General features: G+C 35.2%; 23 protein-coding genes and 4 tRNA genes. 8 read left to right on the forward strand and 19 right to left on the reverse strand.

All coding sequences use genetic code 11. From position 1 onward, the window contains the following. Positions 1-158 precede the first annotated feature (158 nt). On the forward strand, positions 159-1355 hold the full coding sequence (locus CQA38_RS01960; protein WP_137632333.1) for a multidrug effflux MFS transporter: 1197 nt from the start codon (positions 159-161) through the stop codon (positions 1353-1355). A 20-nt stretch (positions 1356-1375) separates the two neighbouring features. Here the strand turns inward: CQA38_RS01960 and CQA38_RS01965 are convergent, their stop codons facing one another. After that, positions 1376-1906 carry a hypothetical protein gene (locus tag CQA38_RS01965; protein WP_137632334.1) on the reverse strand — a complete coding sequence of 177 codons (531 nt, stop codon included), beginning with the start codon at positions 1904-1906 and terminating at the stop codon, positions 1376-1378. Between the two features lie 250 nt (positions 1907-2156). Between CQA38_RS01965 and CQA38_RS01970 the strand changes: the two genes are divergently transcribed. Beyond that, entirely contained in the window at positions 2157-2648 is a 492-nt protein-coding gene (locus tag CQA38_RS01970; protein WP_137632335.1) for a hypothetical protein, read from the forward strand. Positions 2649-2849: 201 nt separating this feature from the next. Here CQA38_RS01970 and CQA38_RS01975 read toward each other — a convergent pair whose 3' ends face one another. From CQA38_RS01975 to CQA38_RS02045, 15 genes are all read right to left on the reverse strand, one after another. Then, complete coding sequence (locus CQA38_RS01975) at positions 2850-3476, reverse strand: outer membrane beta-barrel protein (protein ID WP_137632336.1); 627 nt, start codon at positions 3474-3476, stop codon at positions 2850-2852. Between the two features lie 254 nt (positions 3477-3730). Then, positions 3731-4084 carry a 50S ribosomal protein L17 gene (rplQ, locus tag CQA38_RS01980; protein WP_137632337.1) on the reverse strand — a complete coding sequence of 118 codons (354 nt, stop codon included), beginning with the start codon at positions 4082-4084 and terminating at the stop codon, positions 3731-3733. 3 nt (positions 4085-4087) lie between these two features. Continuing rightward, a complete protein-coding gene (locus tag CQA38_RS01985; RefSeq protein WP_137632338.1) occupies positions 4088-5101 on the reverse strand; it encodes a DNA-directed RNA polymerase subunit alpha in 1014 nt (337 codons plus the stop codon). Between the two features lie 13 nt (positions 5102-5114). Beyond that, positions 5115-5741 (reverse strand): 30S ribosomal protein S4, encoded by a 627-nt coding sequence (gene rpsD, locus CQA38_RS01990; RefSeq protein WP_137632339.1) that lies wholly within the window; start codon positions 5739-5741, stop codon positions 5115-5117. A 9-nt stretch (positions 5742-5750) separates the two neighbouring features. Then, a complete protein-coding gene (rpsK, locus tag CQA38_RS01995; protein ID WP_034905263.1) occupies positions 5751-6143 on the reverse strand; it encodes a 30S ribosomal protein S11 in 393 nt (130 codons plus the stop codon). 17 nt (positions 6144-6160) lie between these two features. Then, on the reverse strand, positions 6161-6526 hold the full coding sequence (gene rpsM, locus CQA38_RS02000) for a 30S ribosomal protein S13 (RefSeq protein ID WP_137632340.1): 366 nt from the start codon (positions 6524-6526) through the stop codon (positions 6161-6163). Between the two features lie 3 nt (positions 6527-6529). After that, positions 6530-6643, reverse strand: coding sequence for a 50S ribosomal protein L36 (gene rpmJ / locus CQA38_RS02005; protein WP_002781429.1), 114 nt, complete (start codon positions 6641-6643; stop codon positions 6530-6532). Positions 6644-6796: 153 nt separating this feature from the next. Beyond that, positions 6797-7015, reverse strand: a complete 219-nt coding sequence (gene infA / locus CQA38_RS02010) for a translation initiation factor IF-1 (RefSeq protein ID WP_034905261.1) — start codon at positions 7013-7015, stop codon at positions 6797-6799. Positions 7016-7143: 128 nt separating this feature from the next. Next, positions 7144-8703, reverse strand: coding sequence for a disulfide bond formation protein B (locus CQA38_RS02015; RefSeq protein WP_137632341.1), 1560 nt, complete (start codon positions 8701-8703; stop codon positions 7144-7146). A gap of 9 nt (positions 8704-8712) precedes the next feature. Beyond that, positions 8713-8880 carry a dihydroneopterin aldolase gene (locus tag CQA38_RS02020; RefSeq protein ID WP_137632342.1) on the reverse strand — a complete coding sequence of 56 codons (168 nt, stop codon included), beginning with the start codon at positions 8878-8880 and terminating at the stop codon, positions 8713-8715. Between the two features lie 178 nt (positions 8881-9058). Further along, positions 9059-9146: transfer RNA gene (locus CQA38_RS02025), tRNA-Ser, on the reverse strand. Between the two features lie 12 nt (positions 9147-9158). Then, positions 9159-9232 (reverse strand) — tRNA-Cys (locus CQA38_RS02030). 13 nt (positions 9233-9245) lie between these two features. Beyond that, a tRNA-Leu gene (locus CQA38_RS02035) sits at positions 9246-9334 on the reverse strand. 3 nt (positions 9335-9337) lie between these two features. Then, positions 9338-9412, reverse strand: a tRNA-Gly gene (locus tag CQA38_RS02040). 195 nt (positions 9413-9607) lie between these two features. Further along, complete coding sequence (locus CQA38_RS02045) at positions 9608-10387, reverse strand: hypothetical protein (protein WP_137632343.1); 780 nt, start codon at positions 10385-10387, stop codon at positions 9608-9610. A gap of 119 nt (positions 10388-10506) precedes the next feature. Between CQA38_RS02045 and mutY the strand changes: the two genes are divergently transcribed. Then, on the forward strand, positions 10507-11538 hold the full coding sequence (gene mutY / locus CQA38_RS02050; RefSeq protein ID WP_137632344.1) for an A/G-specific adenine glycosylase: 1032 nt from the start codon (positions 10507-10509) through the stop codon (positions 11536-11538). On the opposite strand, the gene CQA38_RS02055 is transcribed toward mutY, so the two are convergent. After that, the gene (locus tag CQA38_RS02055) at positions 11516-12790 is read right to left on the reverse strand and encodes an MFS transporter (RefSeq protein WP_137632345.1); all 1275 of its coding nucleotides are present in this window, start codon (positions 12788-12790) and stop codon (positions 11516-11518) included. The two genes, mutY and CQA38_RS02055, sit on opposite strands and share 23 nt — an antisense overlap. A 125-nt stretch (positions 12791-12915) precedes the next feature. On the opposite strand from CQA38_RS02055, the gene CQA38_RS02060 reads away from it, so the two are divergent. Next, on the forward strand, positions 12916-13773 hold the full coding sequence (locus CQA38_RS02060) for a radical SAM/SPASM domain-containing protein (RefSeq protein WP_137632346.1): 858 nt from the start codon (positions 12916-12918) through the stop codon (positions 13771-13773). Between the two features lie 2 nt (positions 13774-13775). Here CQA38_RS02060 and CQA38_RS02065 read toward each other — a convergent pair whose 3' ends face one another. Beyond that, positions 13776-14447, reverse strand: a complete 672-nt coding sequence (locus tag CQA38_RS02065) for a ThiF family adenylyltransferase (protein WP_137632347.1) — start codon at positions 14445-14447, stop codon at positions 13776-13778. Between the two features lies 1 nt (position 14448). Continuing rightward, positions 14449-15225, reverse strand: a complete 777-nt coding sequence (gene surE / locus CQA38_RS02070; protein WP_137632348.1) for a 5'/3'-nucleotidase SurE — start codon at positions 15223-15225, stop codon at positions 14449-14451. A gap of 240 nt (positions 15226-15465) precedes the next feature. Here surE and CQA38_RS02075 point away from each other — a divergent pair, with 240 nt between their 5' ends. The 4 genes from CQA38_RS02075 (at position 15466) to pyrE (ending at position 17838) form a co-directional block, all read left to right on the forward strand. Continuing rightward, a complete protein-coding gene (locus CQA38_RS02075) occupies positions 15466-16155 on the forward strand; it encodes a Bax inhibitor-1/YccA family protein (protein ID WP_137632349.1) in 690 nt (229 codons plus the stop codon). Positions 16156-16306: 151 nt separating this feature from the next. Then, positions 16307-16654, forward strand: coding sequence for a preprotein translocase subunit SecG (secG, locus tag CQA38_RS02080; RefSeq protein ID WP_137632350.1), 348 nt, complete (start codon positions 16307-16309; stop codon positions 16652-16654). Between the two features lie 12 nt (positions 16655-16666). After that, positions 16667-17230: a ribosome recycling factor gene (gene frr / locus CQA38_RS02085; RefSeq protein WP_137632351.1), complete on the forward strand. Its 564-nt coding sequence runs from the start codon at positions 16667-16669 to the stop codon at positions 17228-17230. Continuing rightward, entirely contained in the window at positions 17227-17838 is a 612-nt protein-coding gene (pyrE, locus tag CQA38_RS02090) for an orotate phosphoribosyltransferase (protein ID WP_137632352.1), read from the forward strand. Before frr ends, pyrE begins: the two co-directional genes overlap by 4 nt. The last annotated feature ends 5 nt before the right edge of the window (positions 17839-17843 follow it).

The following is a 17843-nucleotide window of genomic DNA, read 5'->3' on the forward strand; positions in this document are numbered from 1 at the left end:
ACTTTACAACATTTGTCTTTAAAAAAAGGTAAATTTGCTGTTTTGTTTTGAATTTGCTTAGGTATTATAGCAAAGAAGAAACAATGTTTTTTTAAATTATTCTAAGATTTTTTTGTTAAAATTGTAATCTTAATTATAGAATTTCAAAGGCAAAAAATATGCAAAAAACAACGCAAATTCAAGGTTTTCATAAATTTAAACTCATTTTTATACTCGCTTTAATGTCAAGCGTGGCTCCACTTTCAACCGATATGTATTTACCTGCGCTTGAAAATGTCCAACACAGCTTTCAAACAAGCCCTTATTTAACCCAACTTTCCTTAGCAAGTTTTTTCATCGCCTTTGCTTTAGGGCAGCTCATTTATGGACCCTTAAGCGATGTTTTTGGGCGAAAAAAGCCTCTTTATGTAGGTATAGGCTTATTTATACTCTCAAGCCTTGGGTGTTTTTTGATTGACAATATCTATGCTTTTATTTTCTTGCGTTTTTTAGAAGCTTTGGGCGGTTGTGCTGGGGTAGTGATCGCTAGAGCTGTAGTCAATGATCTTTTTGAGCTTAAAGAAGCTGCGGCTGTATTTGCTTTAATGATGGTTGTAAGCTCGCTTGCTCCTATGCTTGCGCCAAGTTTTGGTTCTTTGCTACTTCAATTTTTTTCTTGGCATAGTATTTTTGCGACTTTATTTGCTTTAGGTGTGCTTTTACTCGCACTTATAGTCTTTTGGCTTAAAGAATCAGCCCCACCACAAAAAGATGTGAAATTCTCAAACAAAGAAACCTTGCAATCCTATGCTTTTGTGCTTAAAGACAAGCCTTTTTTAGCCTATGTTGTCGCTGGAGCCTTAGCTATGGGCGGAATGTTTGCCTATATCACAAGCTCTTCGTATATCTTTAGTGAAATGTTTGATTTGAGTAAGCAAGAATATGGAATTTTATTTGGAGTGAATGCTCTTGGTTTTGTCATCTTTGCAAATATCAATGCAAAAATAGTGCTTAAATCCTCACCTTTCATTATCTTACCGCGTGCCTTTGTTGTGATGTTTATTATCAGCGTGATGTTGTTTGCGCTTCATTTTTCAGATAGCTTTTTAGCCTTTGAGCTGCCTTTGTTTTTTGTCATCGCTATGCTTGGCTTTTTGATGCCAAACTTAACCACCATAGCCATGGCTAGATTTAAAGAGCATTCTGGAACCGCTTCTGCTGTGCTTGGAAGCATTCAGTTTGGCTTTGCTGGCTTGATCTCATTTTTAGTGGGTAAGTTTAATGCTAATGATACTTTTTCTTTAGCTCTTATCATGATGATTTGTTGTTTTTTAGCAATGATGATTTATGTTGTGGGAAGTAAATTCAAAGAGTGAAAAATCACTCTTTGATGAGGCTATTCGCTAAATAATTCTTCACATTCTTCTTTAGTAATGAAGCTTAAATTTGGGCGTCCAACAATAGCTCCAAAGATAACATTTCCTTTTACGCAGTAAATCTTACCCTTTGTAGGTGTAAAATATAAAAATGAGTATTGCCCAAAATCAGTAGTTGAAGCAACTAGGGCTAAAGGCTTGCCTTCCTCTATATTTAAATCTTTGCTGAATTTATTTGGAAATTTCATCGCTCCTAATTTATCATCAAAATCTTTGAAATTCACTAACTCAGAGTCTTGCAATTTAGGAGAATAATTAACATTAAAATCATAACTTACAAGGGTACCAAAAAAATTTGTCCTTGCTGCATACACACGAATTTGATCTTGTGCTGGGTTTTCAAGCACGCTATTTTCATCTACATTAAAACCCAAAGATGCGCTTTGTTCTTGATTATATACAAGATGATTAGGTGAGCATGCACTAAAGATCAGAGCTAAAAAAGCCACCGCTGCTATAATTAAAATATTTTTTATTGCGTTGTGTTGCATTTCAAATCCTTTCTTCCTAAAATAATACACTATATTATGTGAAAAAGTCAAAATTTTGCTTTGGGATTTGGCCATGGTTGTAGCAAAAATATTTAAAAGAATGTATTTTAACTCTTAAAAAATATAAAAATAACTAATACACCACCGCTATACTGAGCGCTTACTCCTGAAGAAAAGCTTAAATTTAAGTTTAATTAAATATTTTTAGCTATGATTAAGCTTAAAAATTTAAATTTTAAGAAAGGAAACAATGAAAAAGATAGTTTTCATATCTTTACTTTGCATAAGTTCGGTATTTGGCTTTAGGCTTGGGAGCTTTGAACTTACGCCAGAAATCGGTGCTGGAGCCCAAAGAGTCAATGTAGATGGCGATACGCGTAATTATTGGAGTGCATACGGACGCGTATGGGTTGGTGCAAATAACCTTGTCATCACACCTCAAGTAAGATACACAAAGATGGATAATGCCTATAGCGATTTTACAAATTGGCAATACGGACTTTCTTTAGGTTATACGCTTGATCTTATCGCTTTTTATGCTACGCCTTATGTGGGGGCGAATTATTCGCATTTTAGTGAGTATTATGATGATACTTTAGGCTATAATGCTGGCGTAAGAGTGCAGCCTGCGATTATCCCGCTTTCTTTAGGACTTGAGTATGAATACCAAAGACCACACGATCGTTTTGGAAACTCTCATACTATAGATGGTATTCGCTTTAGTGTGGGTATAAGTTTTTAAATCATTTTTTTGATTAAAATGATATCATTAGCATAAACTACCCCAGAATAATTAAGCTAGGGTAGTTTAAGGATTTAGAAAGTTAAGTTTTGTATCACACTTTGAAAGTTTTCAAACAAGTCTATAAAAAGACTTATTTGAGTAAATTCCAGCTTTTTAAGTAAAACCTTTCTAGCTAGAATTTAATGAATTTCTATAAAATTAGAAATTGAAAGTATAGCGAAGTCCTACAGCATAAGGTTGGCGAATTTTATAATCGTCGCTAGAACCATCTTCCCAAGTTACACTTTTCTTAGTATCATTCAAACCAAATCTGCTCCAAAGCTCAAAGCCATGAGTTTGAGTGTAGTTCATTCTTAAACCCAGATTGATACCAAAATCAATACCTTTAGGTTTTACACTAAATTCTTTGTCTTTGTATTTATTGCTTGCATAATCAAGGCTTAAACCACCAAAAGCACCATACTCAAAATCGCCACTTTGTAAGAAGTTATAAAGCACATCAGCATTTACGCCTATGTCAAATCTTGTGATTTGTCCAGCACTTAAAGAAGGACCTGTATCTCCTGTAGTGTTTTTAGTGCCTGTTGTTAGATTAACATAGCCTCTAAAACCTAAATTGTCATCAAGGAAGTATTTATAACCACCAACTAAACCATAACGAAAACCCTTAAAGCCACTTGCTGAATCGCTGCCTTCACCTGTTAGTTTTGCTTTGTGTGAAGCATAGCCTCCGTCAATACCGACAAAAGCACCTGATTGTTCTGCTAAAGCTGCTGAAGAAGCTAAAGCTGAAACGAGAGCAAAGCTTGTTAAAACTTTTTTCATATTAAACCTTTCTTAAGATAAGATAAAAAAGAAAAATTATAGCCCCCCCCCCCCTTAATATAAACTTAAATAGCTCTAAAACTTACAAAAAAATGAGAATTTTTTTTAAAAAAAAGATTAAGTTTTTTTGGAAAAAAGATAGATTTTTATGTTTTTTAAAAAAAGCATTTTTATTTTTTAACTAAGAGAATTTTTTAATATACAATGAAGATTGGGATAAAATTTAGCCTTTAAAAAAAGGCTAAATTATAACTTTAGGCTACAAATTCAATATAAGCCATAGAAGCCGCATCGCCTCTTCTTAGTCTTGTTTTGATAATCCTTGTATAGCCACCATTTCTGTCTTTAAATTTTGGTGCAATTTCATTTACAAGTTTATTTGTCGTAGTTTTATCTTGCAAACTTGCAAAAACCACTCTGTGAGCGTTAAAATCACCTGCCCTAGCTCTTGTAACAAGTCTTTCTATATAGCCTCTTAGTTCTTTGGCTTTTTCAAGTGTAGTTTCAATCTTGCCACTTTTAATAAGCGCTATACTTAAATTCTTAAGCAAAGCTGCTCTATGAGCTGAAGTTCTACCAAGTTTTCTATATCCGTGTTTATGTCTCATTGTTTATCCTTCGTGTTTTGCTTTAAGCTCAGCGATCTTTTTCTTGAGCACTTCTTTGTTGTCGCTAAGCTTTGAAGTGCCTACTGGCAAGCCTATACTTTCCATGATGCTTTTGATCTCATCTAGGGATTTTTTACCTAAATTTTTAAGAGAACTAAGCTCATTGACGCTCATTAAAGCAAGTTCGCCTATATAGGTAATGCCTGCTTTTTCAAGGCAGTTAAAGCTTCTTGCACTTAAATTTAAATCCGTAATATTTTGAAGCAATTTCATATTTTCAATCTCATTTACGGCATTTTGATTTTTAATCACTGCACCGATATTTGTGATCTTATCAAATACGCTTAATTGCTTATACATAGCCTCAAGAGCATTTTCAAAGGCTTTATTTGGGCTGATTTGTCCATCAGTTGTGATAGTAAAAACAACTTTTTCGTAGTCTGGATTATCCTCAAAAAGCACTTTTTCTATATCATATACTGCTTCTCTTACAGGAGTAAAGAAAGCATCAAGAGTGATATAATTGGTATCTGTGATGATATTTCGTATCTCTTCACTTGGCACATAGCCTATACCTTTTTCAACAATAAGGCTAAATTTAAGCTCAGCATCTTCATTGATAGTAGCAAGATAGCTATCGCTATTAACTACTTCAACTTGATCGTTGTTTAAATCTTTGCCATAAATTTCTTTAGGTCCTTTAAAGTGAAATTCTAAAACCTCTTTTTCACTCTCGTTTTTAAGCTTGAAGCGGAGTTTTTTAAGATTGATGATAAAAAGAGCTACATCTTCAAGCATACCTCTCATACTATCAAATTCATGGCTTACGCCTTCTATATGCAAAGCTGTTGGAGCAAAACCAACGGTTGAGCTATAAAGTAAGCGACGAAGCGGATGGGCTAAAGTGATACCATAACCTATCTCAAAGGGCCAAGCTGAAATTTTCGCTGTGGTTTCACTTACATTTTCAACGCTAAATTCCGTAGGTGTGTAAGCACTAGTTGTTATATGTCTCATCTATAAGCCTTTATTATTTAGAGTAAAGCTCAACGATAAATCTTTCCTCAACAGGAATGACAACTTCTTCTCGCTCTGGATTTCTTGTGAAAATTCCAAATCTTTTTTCTTTTTCCACATCTACCCAAGCCACTATACCAGTTTGAGCGGTAAGTTCTATGGCACGAGTTATTTGAGGATTATTTTTGCTTTTTTCAGCAATTTCTATCTTTGCACCAGCTTCTACTCTAAAGCTTGGTATATCAACTCTTTTGCCATTGACTAAAATGTGTCCGTGTGTAACAAGCTGTCTTGCAAAGCGACGAGTTGTTGCAAAGCCCATTCTATAAACTACATTATCAAGTCTTTGTTCTAAAAGCTGTATGAGTAAAACCCCTGTATTGCCATCTTTTCTTGCAGCTTCGGTAAAAAGGCGACGGAATTGCTTTTCACTTACCCCATACATAAATTTAGCTTTTTGTTTTTCTCTAAGCTGAAGTCCGTATTCGCTTATCTTGCCTCTTCTTGCTCCGTGTTGTCCTGGAGCATAAGGGCGTTTATCAAGCGCTGATTTGCCTGCTAGTCTTCTTTCACCCTTTAAAGCAAGGCTGACTCCAAATCTTCTTTCAAGTTTTTCTACTGGTCCTCTATATCTTGCCATGATCTATCCTTATACTCTTCTTCTTTTTGGTGGGCGGCAGCCATTGTGTGCTAATGGGGTGATGTCTTTTAAGAAAAGCACTTTTATGCCCTCAACTGCACCTACGCTTTTTACTGCTGTTTCGCGTCCTGAGCCTGGACCTTGCACCTTGATACCTACTTCTTTAATGCCATGTTCTTTTGCCTTGCTTAAAGCATCTTCAACGGCTTGTTGGGCTGCATAAGGTGTTGATTTTTTAGAGCCTTTAAAGCCAAGTCCGCCAGCACTGCTCCATGCTATAGCATTACCCATTTCATCAGTAACTGTAACCATAGTGTTATTAAAGGTTGCACTGATATATACTATACCTTTTGCTATATTTTTTTTAGCAACTTTTTTCTTTACTATTTTTCTTTTAGCCATAATTTTTCCTTATACCACTATGATTTTGCACCGACTGTTTTGCGTTTGCCCTTGCGGGTTCTTGCATTAGTCTTAGTTTTTTGTCCTCTTACTGGTAAGCCTTTTCTATGTCTTAAGCCTCTATAGCTTCCTAAATCCATCAAAGCCTTAATATCCATAGCTACTTGCTTTCTTAAATCCCCTTCAACCATGTAAGATTCTTGAATTTCTTTACGAATGGCAGCTGCTTCATCTTCACTTAGTTCATGCACTCTTTTATCATAAGAAATGCCTGTTTTATCAAGAATTTTTCTTGAAGTGTGCAATCCTATACCATAGATGTAGGTTAAGCCATACTCAATTCTCTTTTTCTTTGGTAAATCTACCCCAGCAATACGAGCCATACTTTATCCTTGTCTTTGTTTATGTTTTGGATTTTCGCAAATAATGCGAACAACGCCTTTTCGGCGAACTACTTTGCACTTGTCGCACATCTTTTTCACTGATGGTCTGACTTTCATCGTGTCTCCTAAAATGTAAATTCCACTTACACATTTGCTTCGGTTTTTTGAGTGAAACCAACTATTTTCAAAACAAGTGGTGAATTTTGAAAATACTTCTTCGCATAGCAAAAACGCTAATTTTATCTAAACTGAGCTTTAACTTCGCTTAGATCATTTATAGCGAAAAGTGATACGCCCTTTATCAAGGCTATAAGGTGTAAGCTCTACTTTTACGCGATCTTGGGGCATAATCCTGATATAATGCATTCTCATCTTACCAGCGATATGGCACAAAATCACATGTTTATTGTCAAGCTCTACTTTGAAATTTGCATTAGGCAAAGCTTCAATAACCGTGCCATCAATCTCAATAACATCGTCTTTTGCCAATTCTTCTCCTTTCCTTTAAAATAAAAAAGGCTCTATTTTAACAAATTTTTACTTTTATTTTTTTTAAATTGAGAAAAATAAGAAGAAAAACAATTTAAATTTTGAGTGGAAAAGCTCCACTCAAAATCTTATTTACTCAAAGTAAAGAGTAAATTTTCGCCATTTTGGTATGAGAGTATATTAAGTTTTTTATCCTCATCAAAGAAAAGGCTTCTTGCATTTGTGATATTTGCAGGGAAAGATAGGGTGCGGATCACCACCTCATCTTTAGGCTCTATCACTAAAATGGTATTGTAGTTTTTGCTTAAAGCATATAAAAGTCCGTCTTGATAAGCTAGAGCTGTTACATAAAGCTCGCCTAAACTTCTATTTTCTTTAAGTTTATTATCAAGCATTTGTGGTGTAAATTCGCCTGAAAGCACTCTATCAGAAAGAGAAAATTTTGAGATTACAAAGCTTTTTTTATCTTTATTGTTTGGCACACTTGCAGTGTAAAAATACTTGCCATCGCTTGCTAAACTTTGTATATGATGGAATTTCGCACGCACGGTATCAAGTCTGCCTCTGCCAAGTCCTTTGCCTTGTCCTTCAAATTTATCATAACCTCTTACAAAATCAGCCCATTGCAAGCTTTCATCGGCATTTTCATTTTTACCAAAACGTAAAAGGCTTTTATTTGATCCTATAAGCATATATTTATCTTGCATATAAGGGATAATGCCTACGATTGGATCAATGGTAGCTGAAAAATACGGATCGATCTCAAAATCGCTTGTAAGCTTAAAATCCTTATCAAAGAAGAATACTTCAAATTTTGAGCTTGCTACAAATTCATTATTGATGAGAGCAAGTGTATTTAAAGGTTTTGCAAAGTCTATTTTTTGTTCTTTGCTAACATTTAAAGCTTCATCAATCGCTACAGGAGCGTTATTTGAATCATTGCTAAATGTTATACCAAGTTTAGCTTCATTTGGTGCAAAAGCATAATCAGGTGCTTTAACATCTCTTTTTCCAAGCACGCTAAAGCCATTAAATTTACCATTCCAGCCGTCTGTGCTCCAGATGATGAATTTTGGATTTAAGCTAAAACGAACCGGATCGCCTTGTCCTGTATAAGGAGGGATACCAGTGCTGATAAAGGCTTGAACCACATTTGAAGCGACGATGATAGTTGAAATTAATACAGCTGAAAAGCTAAATTTGCACCATTTACGAACGCTTTCTCCATTCATTTCTTTATCAAAAGCACTTAGTTTTGGAGCAAAGAAAAAGAAAACGCCAAGTAAAAATACCACAGCAAAAAACACTACTTCAGCCCAAAAATAAGTATGAATTCCAAATACTTGTAAGCTAAAGCCTTGATCTAAGTCCCTGTGAGCGTGCATACCAAATTGAGCAAAAGACTGATAAAAGCCAAAAGCTGTCATGATTAAAAGCATGGCTAGGTATTTGCCTTTAAGTCCGTAACGCACGATGAAAAATGCCATTACGCCGATGAAAATCATAGCTTGTCTTTGTCCCCAGCACAAGGTGCAAGGGCTATCGCCCATTATATAACCAAAAATAACATTAGCTATACCAACCGGAAAGAGTATAAGCACCAAACCAGCTAAAGCCATTAAGAAGTAGAAAAACTTCACTTTGCAAGCATCTTTTGAGCAAGCATTATTTACACAAGTTTCACTCATCTTCTCTCCTTAAGGGTTGATAGTGGTTAAAAGCCCACTACTCTTATGCCCTACATAAAGCACGATCATAATCGCCCAAGAAGCGACAACTAAACCAAAAGCGAGTTTTTCTTTTTCAGGTTTTTTAATGATGAGTATCAAGGCTATCAAAACCATTAAAAGTTCTAAAAACTCCATTTTTACTCCTTTTTTAAAGAATTTTTCGAGGCTAATAATAGCACTTTATTTTTAAACAAATCTTAAAATATAAGCATAAATTGAGAATTATTTTAAAAATACATAGCTTAAAATATCAAAATTTCAATAGTTTAAATTTCATATAAGAGTATAATGAGGAAAAGTTATATAATGAAGATGGCCGGGAGAGAGGGATTCGAACCCCCGGAAGCTTGCACTTCAACGGTTTTCAAGACCGCCGCTTTCGACCACTCAGCCATCTCCCGAATTTCAGCCAATGGAGGCGACACCCGGATTTGAACCGGGGATCAGAGCTTTGCAGGCTCGTGCCTTACCACTTGGCTATGTCGCCTTACATTAAAAAGTGGTGCCCGGGGCCGGACTTGAACCGGCACGGAAGAAAAATTCCGAGGGATTTTAAGTCCCTTGTGTCTACCAATTCCACCACCCGGGCAGGTGGAGCGGGAAACGAGATTCGAACTCGCGACCCCAACCTTGGCAAGGTTGTGCTCTACCCCTGAGCTATTCCCGCAATTTTTAAACATAAAAGGAAAATTTTAGCAAAAAAAGCTTAAAAATGCTTGAAATTTGTTAGAAAACGCAAGCGAAAGATTATTGCAAAAAAAGCCCCTTGCTTGCTATAAAGAAAGGGCTTAAAAAGCAATCTACAAATTTATAACTAAGTTAAATTATAAATTTACTCGCCAAAAAAGTAAAAAGCTTAAATTTACTTGCAGCGATAACGCGCTAAAGCACTTAAGCTTCTATCTTCTTCACCGACTATAGGTAAGGCATTTTCAAAAGCGCTATCAGCTTTTGCACTGCTCGCACTTAAAGCTACACTTCTAAAAATAGGCACATGAGAACTAGCTGTATTAAAATCAAGGCTTTCAAGCGTGCAAGCTTTTGCTGTTAGGCTTGAGTAACGTTCTTGCTCGCTTAAAGCTTGTTTTAAAAGCTCTTCGCTAAGAATTTTTTCATTATTTACCAGCTGTTCTTTTGAAAATTTGGCTTTTAAAGAAGGCATAGACATTGTAAAAAAGCCACTTTTGCTAGCGATTTTATCCATATCATTTAAAAGAGTATTATAGGCGCTAAGCTGTTCTGCTTTAATCTCGCAAGTTAAACTTGCTTCAAATCTCTGTCCTTTAGGTATTTGCAAGCCATTACTATATTCAAAGGTTGGTTCTACGCTGTATGAACCACCGCGACATAATTTATCTTGAGCCACTCTATCTAAAATTTCATTAAAAGCACCGGCTATACTTGCTTTTTCATCGCTGGTAAGATTGGTTCTTGTGCTTAAAATAGCACTTGCTGAAAAACTTGGTGTTGAAGTAAAAGTATCTGGGGTAAGCTTGTTACTTGCTTCAAGTTCATTTGTGAAAACAAAACCATTGCCACTAGAGCTTTTTGGATTTAAAAACTGGGTATTAAAAACGACGCCAACAACAAAACAAACTATACATAAAAGCCCTATTCCTAAGCCTTTAAAAAAACTAAGCATAACAATCCTTTTTTCAAAAAAATATCACTAATTATAGCTAAATTTTTGCTACTTATACTTTTTTGAGTAAAATTTCAAGAAAAAATTGCTAGTATTAGCCCTTTAAAATAAAGGTTAAAATGAAAGATAAAACAGGTATTATAGCCCTTCAAAACAAGCTTTTAAGCTGGTATGAAAAGCATGGACGCAAAGCTTTGCCTTGGAGGAATTTAGATAAAAGCAAAAATGAAGCTTATTTTGATGAGCGTTTAAGTGGTATTAATAGGGCTTATGGGGTGTATATTAGCGAGATTATGCTGCAGCAAACTCAAGTTTCTAGGGTTTTAAGGGATTTTTATTTTCCTTTTTTAGCAAAATTTCCAAGCCTAAAAACCTTAGCAAAAGCTGATGAAAGCGAGCTTTTAAAGGCTTGGCAGGGGCTTGGGTATTATAGTAGGGCTAGAAATTTAAAAGCTTGTGCCTTGCAGTGTGAGGCTGAGTTTAAAGGCGTTTTACCGCGTAAAAAAGATGAGCTTTTAAGGCTTAAGGGTATAGGAAGCTATACAGCTGGGGCTATTGCTTGTTTTGCTTATGATGAGGCAGTAAGCTTTGTTGATGGCAATATCAAACGCGTTTTAAGCCGACTTTTTAAACTTAAACAAGCAAGCCTAAAAGAGCTTGAAGAGCTAGCAGAGCGTATTTTAAATAAAAATAATCCCTTTGATCATAATCAAGCCTTGCTTGATTTAGGAGCTTTAATTTGCACACCCAAAGCACCAAAATGCGGACTTTGTCCCTTATATGAGCTGTGCGAGGGCAAATTTGAGCCCTTAAACTACACAAAAAACAAAAAGACTGAGTATGAAAAGCTAAATTTACACGCCCTTTTCATCACTTATAAAGATAAAATCATCTTAGAAAAAAGCAAAACAAAGCTTTATAAAGGACTTTACAATCCTATCTTGCTTGAAATAAAACCTGAGAATGCCACTTATTTAGGCTCTTTTAAACATAGCTATACTAAATACAAGCTTGAAGTTAAAGTCTATCACAAAAGACTTAAAAACAAAGAAAAACACAAATTTATAGCCCTAAAAGAACTTGAGCTTCTACCTCTTTCAAATTTATGTGTAAAAGCTCTAAAGCTTCTTAATCAAGCAAGGCTTTCTTAGGTAAAAGCAAAACCACAAAAAAGACTATTGCCATCATCAAGGCTACATAGATGAAAAAGCTATTTTCAAACCCATAATTTTTAAATTGCAAAGCCACATAAGGAGCAGAGCCACCAAAAATGGCATTAGCAATGGCATAACTTAAGCCAGTTCCTAAAGCCCTTACATGCTCTGGAAAAAGTTTAGCCTTAAAAATCCCAGCTACAGAGGTGTAAAAGCTTAAGATGATAAATAAGGCTGTGATGATTAAAAAGGCTAAGAAAGGACTAGAAGCTGAGCTTTTTAAAAGCATGAAAAGTGGGTAAATGCCAACAAAGGCTAAAAAAGCAAAGATAAGCAAGGAAGTTTTATGTCCTATCTTATCGCCGATTAAGCCAAATACAGGCTGGATAATCATCAAGATAAACAAAGCATAAAGCATGATATTATTAGACAAGCTCTTATCAAAACCAGCTGAATTAATCATAAAAGTTTTTGTATAAGTTGTAATGGTATAAAAGGCTAGCGAGCCTCCTGCTGTAATACCTAGTATGATTAAAAAAGGCTTATAAGACTCAAACAAGGCTTTAAAACTGCCCCTATCTTCATGCTTGTGTAATTCTGTAGCACTTTCGCTCATCACAGAGCGGACAAATAAAGAACCAAGCGCTAAAAGCCCACCTATAGCAAATAAAATTCGCCAAGCATATTCATGCATTTCATTTTCACTAAAAAACAAAAGCATAATACTAATACTAGCTACTGCTAAAAGCTGTCCGCCTACAAGCGTTACATACTGAAAAGATGAGTAAAAGCCTCTGCGTCCAGATGTGGCAAGCTCTGAAAGATAGGTTGCTGCTATGCCGTATTCTCCGCCTACGCTTAGTCCTTGAATGAGTCTTGCTACAAGAAGCAAGATAATAGCTAAGTCCCCAACACTATCTTTACTTGGCAAAGCTGCGATTAAAAACGAGCCTATAGCCATTAAAATCACTGAAAAAACCATGGAGGATTTTCGCCCTATTTTATCAGCTAAAGAGCCAAAAAGCCAGCTTCCTATAGGACGCATAAAAAAGCCAGCCGCAAAGACACCAAAGGCAGAAATTTGCTGGATAGTTGGATTGTCTGAGTTTGAAAAATTATGAGCAAAATACACAGCCGTAAAAGCATAGATATAAAAATCAAACCATTCAACGAGATTTCCACTGCTTGCAGCTATGATGGAGCGGATTTTTTGAGACTTGGTAAGAGTTTGGGTATTTGTATTTTGCACTATATATCCTTTTTTTACATTTATTATATCTTAAAAGGTAGCATAATTCAAATACAAATTTATGAGAACTTAGCAAAATTTAAGATGAAATAAAATAAAGTGTTACCAAAAATAAAAGCAAATAAATGAAATTTGAAAAAATATATATAGAATTAAGCGATATTTGTGGGCTAAATTGTTCTTTTTGTCCCTCGCAAAAGGGCGTGCGTGGAGTGATGAGTATAAAAGACTTTGAACATATAGCTTCAAAGCTTGCTAAAAAGGCTAGAATTTACACTTTTCACTTACTTGGCGATCCTTTGCTTGTGCCTAATTTAAAAGCTTATATTGAAATAGCAAGTTTATATGATATGGCTTTAGAGCTTACCACAAGCGGTTTTTATCTTAATGAAAAAAAGCAAAATTTGCTTTTAACAAGTAAAAATATCAGGCAGATAAATATCTCCTTGACTTCTTTTTTTGAACAAAAAAAGCTTGATTTTCAAAGCTATATAAAGCCCATTTTAAAGCTTTTAAACACTCATATACAAAATAAAAATATAAATTTTATCAATCTTAGGCTTTGGAATTTAGATCATAATTTTTGTTCACCTAAACAAAACAAAGAAATTTATGAGTTTTTAGAACAAAACTTTAAGCTCAAGCTTGATTTAAACGCACAAAAAAACCGCCTTGCAAGCAAGATATTTTTACATCTTGACAAGCGCTTTGAATGGGCAAGCTTAGAAAATAAAAACTCACATACTCAAGGCTCTTGTCATGCATTCACTAAGCAACTTGGGGTTTTAAGCAATGGTAAATTAGTTCCATGTTGTATGGATACAAAAGCAGAACTTAGTCTTGGCTCGCTCTTTGAATGCTCACTTGATGAGCTTTTAAACACTCAAAGGGCGATAAAGATGAAAGAAGGATTTAAAAAGGGAATTTTAGTAGAAAAACTTTGTCAAAAATGCGAATTTCATCAAACAAAAGTGAAATCTTAACTTTACGTACCAAATTCTTTTTCAAAACGAAGCAAGGTTTTTCTCACGGCTAAACTTGCTAAAGTCAAGCCAAAACACGCCGTAACGCCCATAAAAGAACCTAAATCCTTACAAAGTGGTTTTTCATCAGAATACACCACATCAAAATCCCCCTTTAAGCCTGTTTTTTTAAGCTCATAGCGAAATTTTTTTGCTAAAGCATCACCGTGCGTTTTGTATAAAGGTGCAACTTTGATACGCGTTGGATCAAGCTTTCTAGCTCCACCTGTTGCAGAGATAAAAATTTGTTTTTTCATATCAACGCTATTTGCCAAAGCAACCTTTGCTGGTATATCATCAATAGCATCGATGATAAGATCAAACTCACTTAAATCAAAATCCTTTAAAAAAGCCTCATCAACCCTAGCAACTATACCCCTAGCCTTGTAAATTCGTTCAAAAACCTTTGCCTTTTCTTCACCTAAATGCTCGCTGTGAAGCTGGCGGTTTAAATTTGTTTCTTCAAAGCTATCTGCATCAACAAAAGTAAAATCCTTAAAACCTGTGCGGAACAAAGCATCAACGCACATTCCACCCACGCCCCCAAGTCCAAAAATAAGCACCTTTTGCTTGCCAAAAAAAGCAACCTCATCTTCGCCAAAAAGCCATTTTACCCTTGTGTATCTTTCTTGCATTTTACTCCTTTATCCATTTTTTTAGTGTTTGAATTTGATTATAAGCGGTCAGATCAAGCATTATAGGCGTTATGGTTGCATAGCCTTTCATTAAAAGGCTTATATCTGAGTTTTCTTCTGATTCATGATCAAGCCCGGCAGCTGCTAGCCAATAATACTGCACCCCTCTTGGATTAGTATTTGAATACGCTTTGTAATTATACACTCTTTTGCCTGCCCTAGTGATTTTTATGCCCTTAAATTCATCTTTGCTTGAGGGAAAATTCACATTTAAAAATTCTTTTTTATCAAGTGGGAAACCTTTATCAAAGATAGTTTGGACGATTTTTTTAGTGATTTTTAAAGCATTTTTAAAATCAAGCTTTGAGGCATTTTCACCCTTTTTAAAAAACTGGGATAAAGCCAAAGCTGGAATTCCTTGTAAAACTGCTTCCATAGCTCCTGCACAAGTGCCAGAATAAGTTATATCCTCAGCTATATTTGCTCCATGATTAATCCCGCTTATCACAAGATCAGGCAAACGTTTTTTATATAAAGCATGCAAGGCTAGATATATACAATCAGCTGGCGTGCCATCATCAAGCTTGTAAAATCTTTTGCCAACTTTAACAAATTTTAAAGGACGCGTTAAGGTTATGGAGTGCGAGCAAGCTGATTTTTCACTAGCTGGGGCAACTATGGTGATTTTAGCTTTAAATTCTTTTTTAAGCATTTTAATAAGCTTTTTTAAGCCCTCGCTTTCAAAGCCATCATCATTTGTGATTAGAATTTCTTTCATTGTTTGTCTTTCCTTAAAGTTGCTCGCAATTCTAACACAGAAAAGCTAAATTTTTAAGAAAAAATATTTTTTTACCTTCAAATGGGCTTCTTGGAGCCTTTTGATCGTCATGACTTTTACGATAACTATATTTTTATAAAGATATAAAACATAAAATCGAAATTTCAAAATAAAAGATAATTTGTTTATTATTTTTTGTTAAATTTATACTTTAAAAATACTTTTATTAAAGGATAAAAAATGAGTCTTTATGATAGAGATTACTCAAAAACACAGGAGCTTTCAAGCAGACAAAGTTCAGCTTTAAGCACCTTTATCAAACAAACTTACCAACTTTTTGCCGCTTCACTTTTAGCTGCTACTGCTGGAGCTTATGTTGGAATTTATGCTCTTGGTGGCATAAGCCAAATGGCATTTTGGATACTTTTTATAGTAGAAATTGGCTTACTTTTTGGCTTAATGGCGAAAAAAAGAGAAGCTCCACTTAACCTCATCTTGCTTTTTGCTTTTACTTTTTGTTCAGGGCTTACACTTACACCTTTACTCTCTTCAGTGTTGGCTTTACCAGCAGGAGCAACAATCGTTGCACAAGCTTTTGCACTCACAACGCTTGCTTTTGGAGCTTTAAGCATTTTTGCGATGAATACCAAAAAAGACTTCACTACTATGGGAAAAATGCTTTTCATCGTGCTTATCGTTGTGGTATGTGCATCTTTGTTTAATATCTTTTTTCATAGCCCTATGCTTCAGCTTGTGATTTCTAGCGTGGCTGCGATTTTGTTCTCATTTTATATACTTTATGATACACAAAATATTATTCGTGGCAACTATGAAACACCGATTGAAGGTGCAGTGGCATTATATCTTGACTTCGTCAATCTTTTCACTGCTTTGCTTCAAATTCTAGGGCTTACAAGTAGTAGAGAATAAACTTAACCTTGCAAGAACTTCTCTTGCAAGGAATTTGTTTTTTATAAGACTTTTCTAAAAATAATTTCTATTTTCTTTGTGTTTTTCAAGCTTTTTCAAGCTTTTTTTGATTATAATTTCTTTTTATGATTTTAGTTTTTTAAGGAAAAAAATGACTACGCTTTTATTTATTATCCAGTTTCTTTTGGTTTTAATCATCTGTATTGTAGTGCTTTTGCAAAAAAGTTCAAGCATAGGTTTAGGTGCGTATAGTGGCAGTAATGAAAGTTTATTTGGTGCAAAAGGACCAGCTGGCTTTTTAGCTAAATTCACCTTTATCATGGGACTTTTGCTTATCATTAACACCATAGCATTAGGTTATATCTATAACACAAAAGCAACTTCAAGCTCAGTAGCTGAAAAAGCAAGCTCGCTGATCCCGCCAAGCACAGAAGCTAATGCAAGTGTTGCACCAGCTGCACCAAGTGCTCCACAAGTTGAAAATAACACGAGTAATTAAACCCCACAAGGAATGATCATGCTTAATGAAATTTATCAAAAACAAAAAACCCACTGCGAAAAGGCTTTAGAAGCCCTTAAAAAAGACTTTACCACTCTACGCACAGGCAAGGTAAATATACACATTTTAGATCATATCAACGTGGATTATTACGGCTCGGCTACACCTTTAAATCAAGTTGCTACAGTGCTTGCAAGCGATGCTTCAACCATCACAATCACGCCTTGGGAAAAACCTATGCTTAAAGGTATAGAAAGTGCCATAGCAGCAGCAAATATAGGTGTCAATCCAAACAATGATGGCGAAAGTGTAAAGCTTTTTTTTCCACCGATGACAAGAGAGCAAAGAGAAGAAAATGTCAAACAAGCTAAGGCTATGGGCGAAAAAGCTAAGGTTTCAGTGCGTAATGTCAGAAAAGAAGCCAATGATAGCGTAAAAAAGCTTGAAAAAGACAAAACTATAAGTGAAGATGAAGCAAAAAAAGCTTATGATGAGGTGCAAAAACTCACTGATAGCTATAGCGCAAAAATCGATGAAAGCGTAAAAAACAAAGAAAGCGAACTTTTAAAAGTATGAATTTAGAACAAATTTATAAAGATTGTGGAGCATTTTTAGAAGGGCATTTTTTACTAAGCTCTGGCAAACACTCAGGCTTTTATCTACAAAGTGCAAAAGTGCTTGAAAATCCTTTACTTGCAAACAAACTTTGTGAAGAATTAGCCGCGATTATAGAAGAACATGGACTTGAATTTGATAGTATTTGCTCGCCTGCGCTTGGTGGAATTTTAGCCGGCTATGAGCTTGCAAGGGCGTGTAAAAAACGTTTTATTTTCACAGAAAGAGTTAATTCTGTGATGACTTTAAGAAGAGGCTTTGAGGTTAAAAAAGGCGAAAAATTCATCATTTGTGAAGATATTATCACAACAGGTGGATCAGCTTTAGAAAGTGCAAATATCATACAAAGTTTAGGCGGAGAAGTTGCAGGTTTTGCAGCCTTAGCAAATCGTGGAATTTGTAAGGTTAAAAATCTTACAAACTCTACAAGAAAAGACAATGCAAAACTTCCAGAAAATTTGCCACTTTTTACCTTAGGAAATTTTGAATTTGAAGTCTATGAGGCGGCTAATTGTCCTTTGTGTAAGCAAGGAAGCACTGCCATTAAGCCCGGAAGTCGCGGAAACTAAGTCAA

Source organism: Campylobacter sp. MIT 12-5580, assembly GCF_005406235.1.
In the GTDB taxonomy this organism is placed as follows: domain Bacteria; phylum Campylobacterota; class Campylobacteria; order Campylobacterales; family Campylobacteraceae; genus Campylobacter_D.

What these genes read in the sequence shown, in the direction of transcription:
- CQA38_RS01960 (WP_137632333.1), top strand. Translation starts at nt 159, where the DNA reads ATGCAAAAAACAACGCAAATTCAAGGTTTTCATAAATTTAAACTCATT.
- CQA38_RS01965 (WP_137632334.1), bottom strand. Translation starts at nt 1,906, where the DNA reads ATGCAACACAACGCAATAAAAAATATTTTAATTATAGCAGCGGTGGCT.
- CQA38_RS01970 (WP_137632335.1), top strand. Translation starts at nt 2,157, where the DNA reads ATGAAAAAGATAGTTTTCATATCTTTACTTTGCATAAGTTCGGTATTT.
- CQA38_RS01975 (WP_137632336.1), bottom strand. Translation starts at nt 3,476, where the DNA reads ATGAAAAAAGTTTTAACAAGCTTTGCTCTCGTTTCAGCTTTAGCTTCT.
- rplQ (WP_137632337.1), bottom strand. Translation starts at nt 4,084, where the DNA reads ATGAGACATAAACACGGATATAGAAAACTTGGTAGAACTTCAGCTCAT.
- CQA38_RS01985 (WP_137632338.1), bottom strand. Translation starts at nt 5,101, where the DNA reads ATGAGACATATAACAACTAGTGCTTACACACCTACGGAATTTAGCGTT.
- rpsD (WP_137632339.1), bottom strand. Translation starts at nt 5,741, where the DNA reads ATGGCAAGATATAGAGGACCAGTAGAAAAACTTGAAAGAAGATTTGGA.
- rpsK (WP_034905263.1), bottom strand. Translation starts at nt 6,143, where the DNA reads ATGGCTAAAAGAAAAATAGTAAAGAAAAAAGTTGCTAAAAAAAATATA.
- rpsM (WP_137632340.1), bottom strand. Translation starts at nt 6,526, where the DNA reads ATGGCTCGTATTGCTGGGGTAGATTTACCAAAGAAAAAGAGAATTGAG.
- rpmJ (WP_002781429.1), bottom strand. Translation starts at nt 6,643, where the DNA reads ATGAAAGTCAGACCATCAGTGAAAAAGATGTGCGACAAGTGCAAAGTA.
- CQA38_RS02015 (WP_137632341.1), bottom strand. Translation starts at nt 8,703, where the DNA reads ATGAGTGAAACTTGTGTAAATAATGCTTGCTCAAAAGATGCTTGCAAA.
- CQA38_RS02020 (WP_137632342.1), bottom strand. Translation starts at nt 8,880, where the DNA reads ATGGAGTTTTTAGAACTTTTAATGGTTTTGATAGCCTTGATACTCATC.
- CQA38_RS02045 (WP_137632343.1), bottom strand. Translation starts at nt 10,387, where the DNA reads ATGCTTAGTTTTTTTAAAGGCTTAGGAATAGGGCTTTTATGTATAGTT.
- mutY (WP_137632344.1), top strand. Translation starts at nt 10,507, where the DNA reads ATGAAAGATAAAACAGGTATTATAGCCCTTCAAAACAAGCTTTTAAGC.
- CQA38_RS02060 (WP_137632346.1), top strand. Translation starts at nt 12,916, where the DNA reads ATGAAATTTGAAAAAATATATATAGAATTAAGCGATATTTGTGGGCTA.
- CQA38_RS02065 (WP_137632347.1), bottom strand. Translation starts at nt 14,447, where the DNA reads ATGCAAGAAAGATACACAAGGGTAAAATGGCTTTTTGGCGAAGATGAG.
- surE (WP_137632348.1), bottom strand. Translation starts at nt 15,225, where the DNA reads ATGAAAGAAATTCTAATCACAAATGATGATGGCTTTGAAAGCGAGGGC.
- CQA38_RS02075 (WP_137632349.1), top strand. Translation starts at nt 15,466, where the DNA reads ATGAGTCTTTATGATAGAGATTACTCAAAAACACAGGAGCTTTCAAGC.
- secG (WP_137632350.1), top strand. Translation starts at nt 16,307, where the DNA reads ATGACTACGCTTTTATTTATTATCCAGTTTCTTTTGGTTTTAATCATC.
- frr (WP_137632351.1), top strand. Translation starts at nt 16,667, where the DNA reads ATGATCATGCTTAATGAAATTTATCAAAAACAAAAAACCCACTGCGAA.
- pyrE (WP_137632352.1), top strand. Translation starts at nt 17,227, where the DNA reads ATGAATTTAGAACAAATTTATAAAGATTGTGGAGCATTTTTAGAAGGG.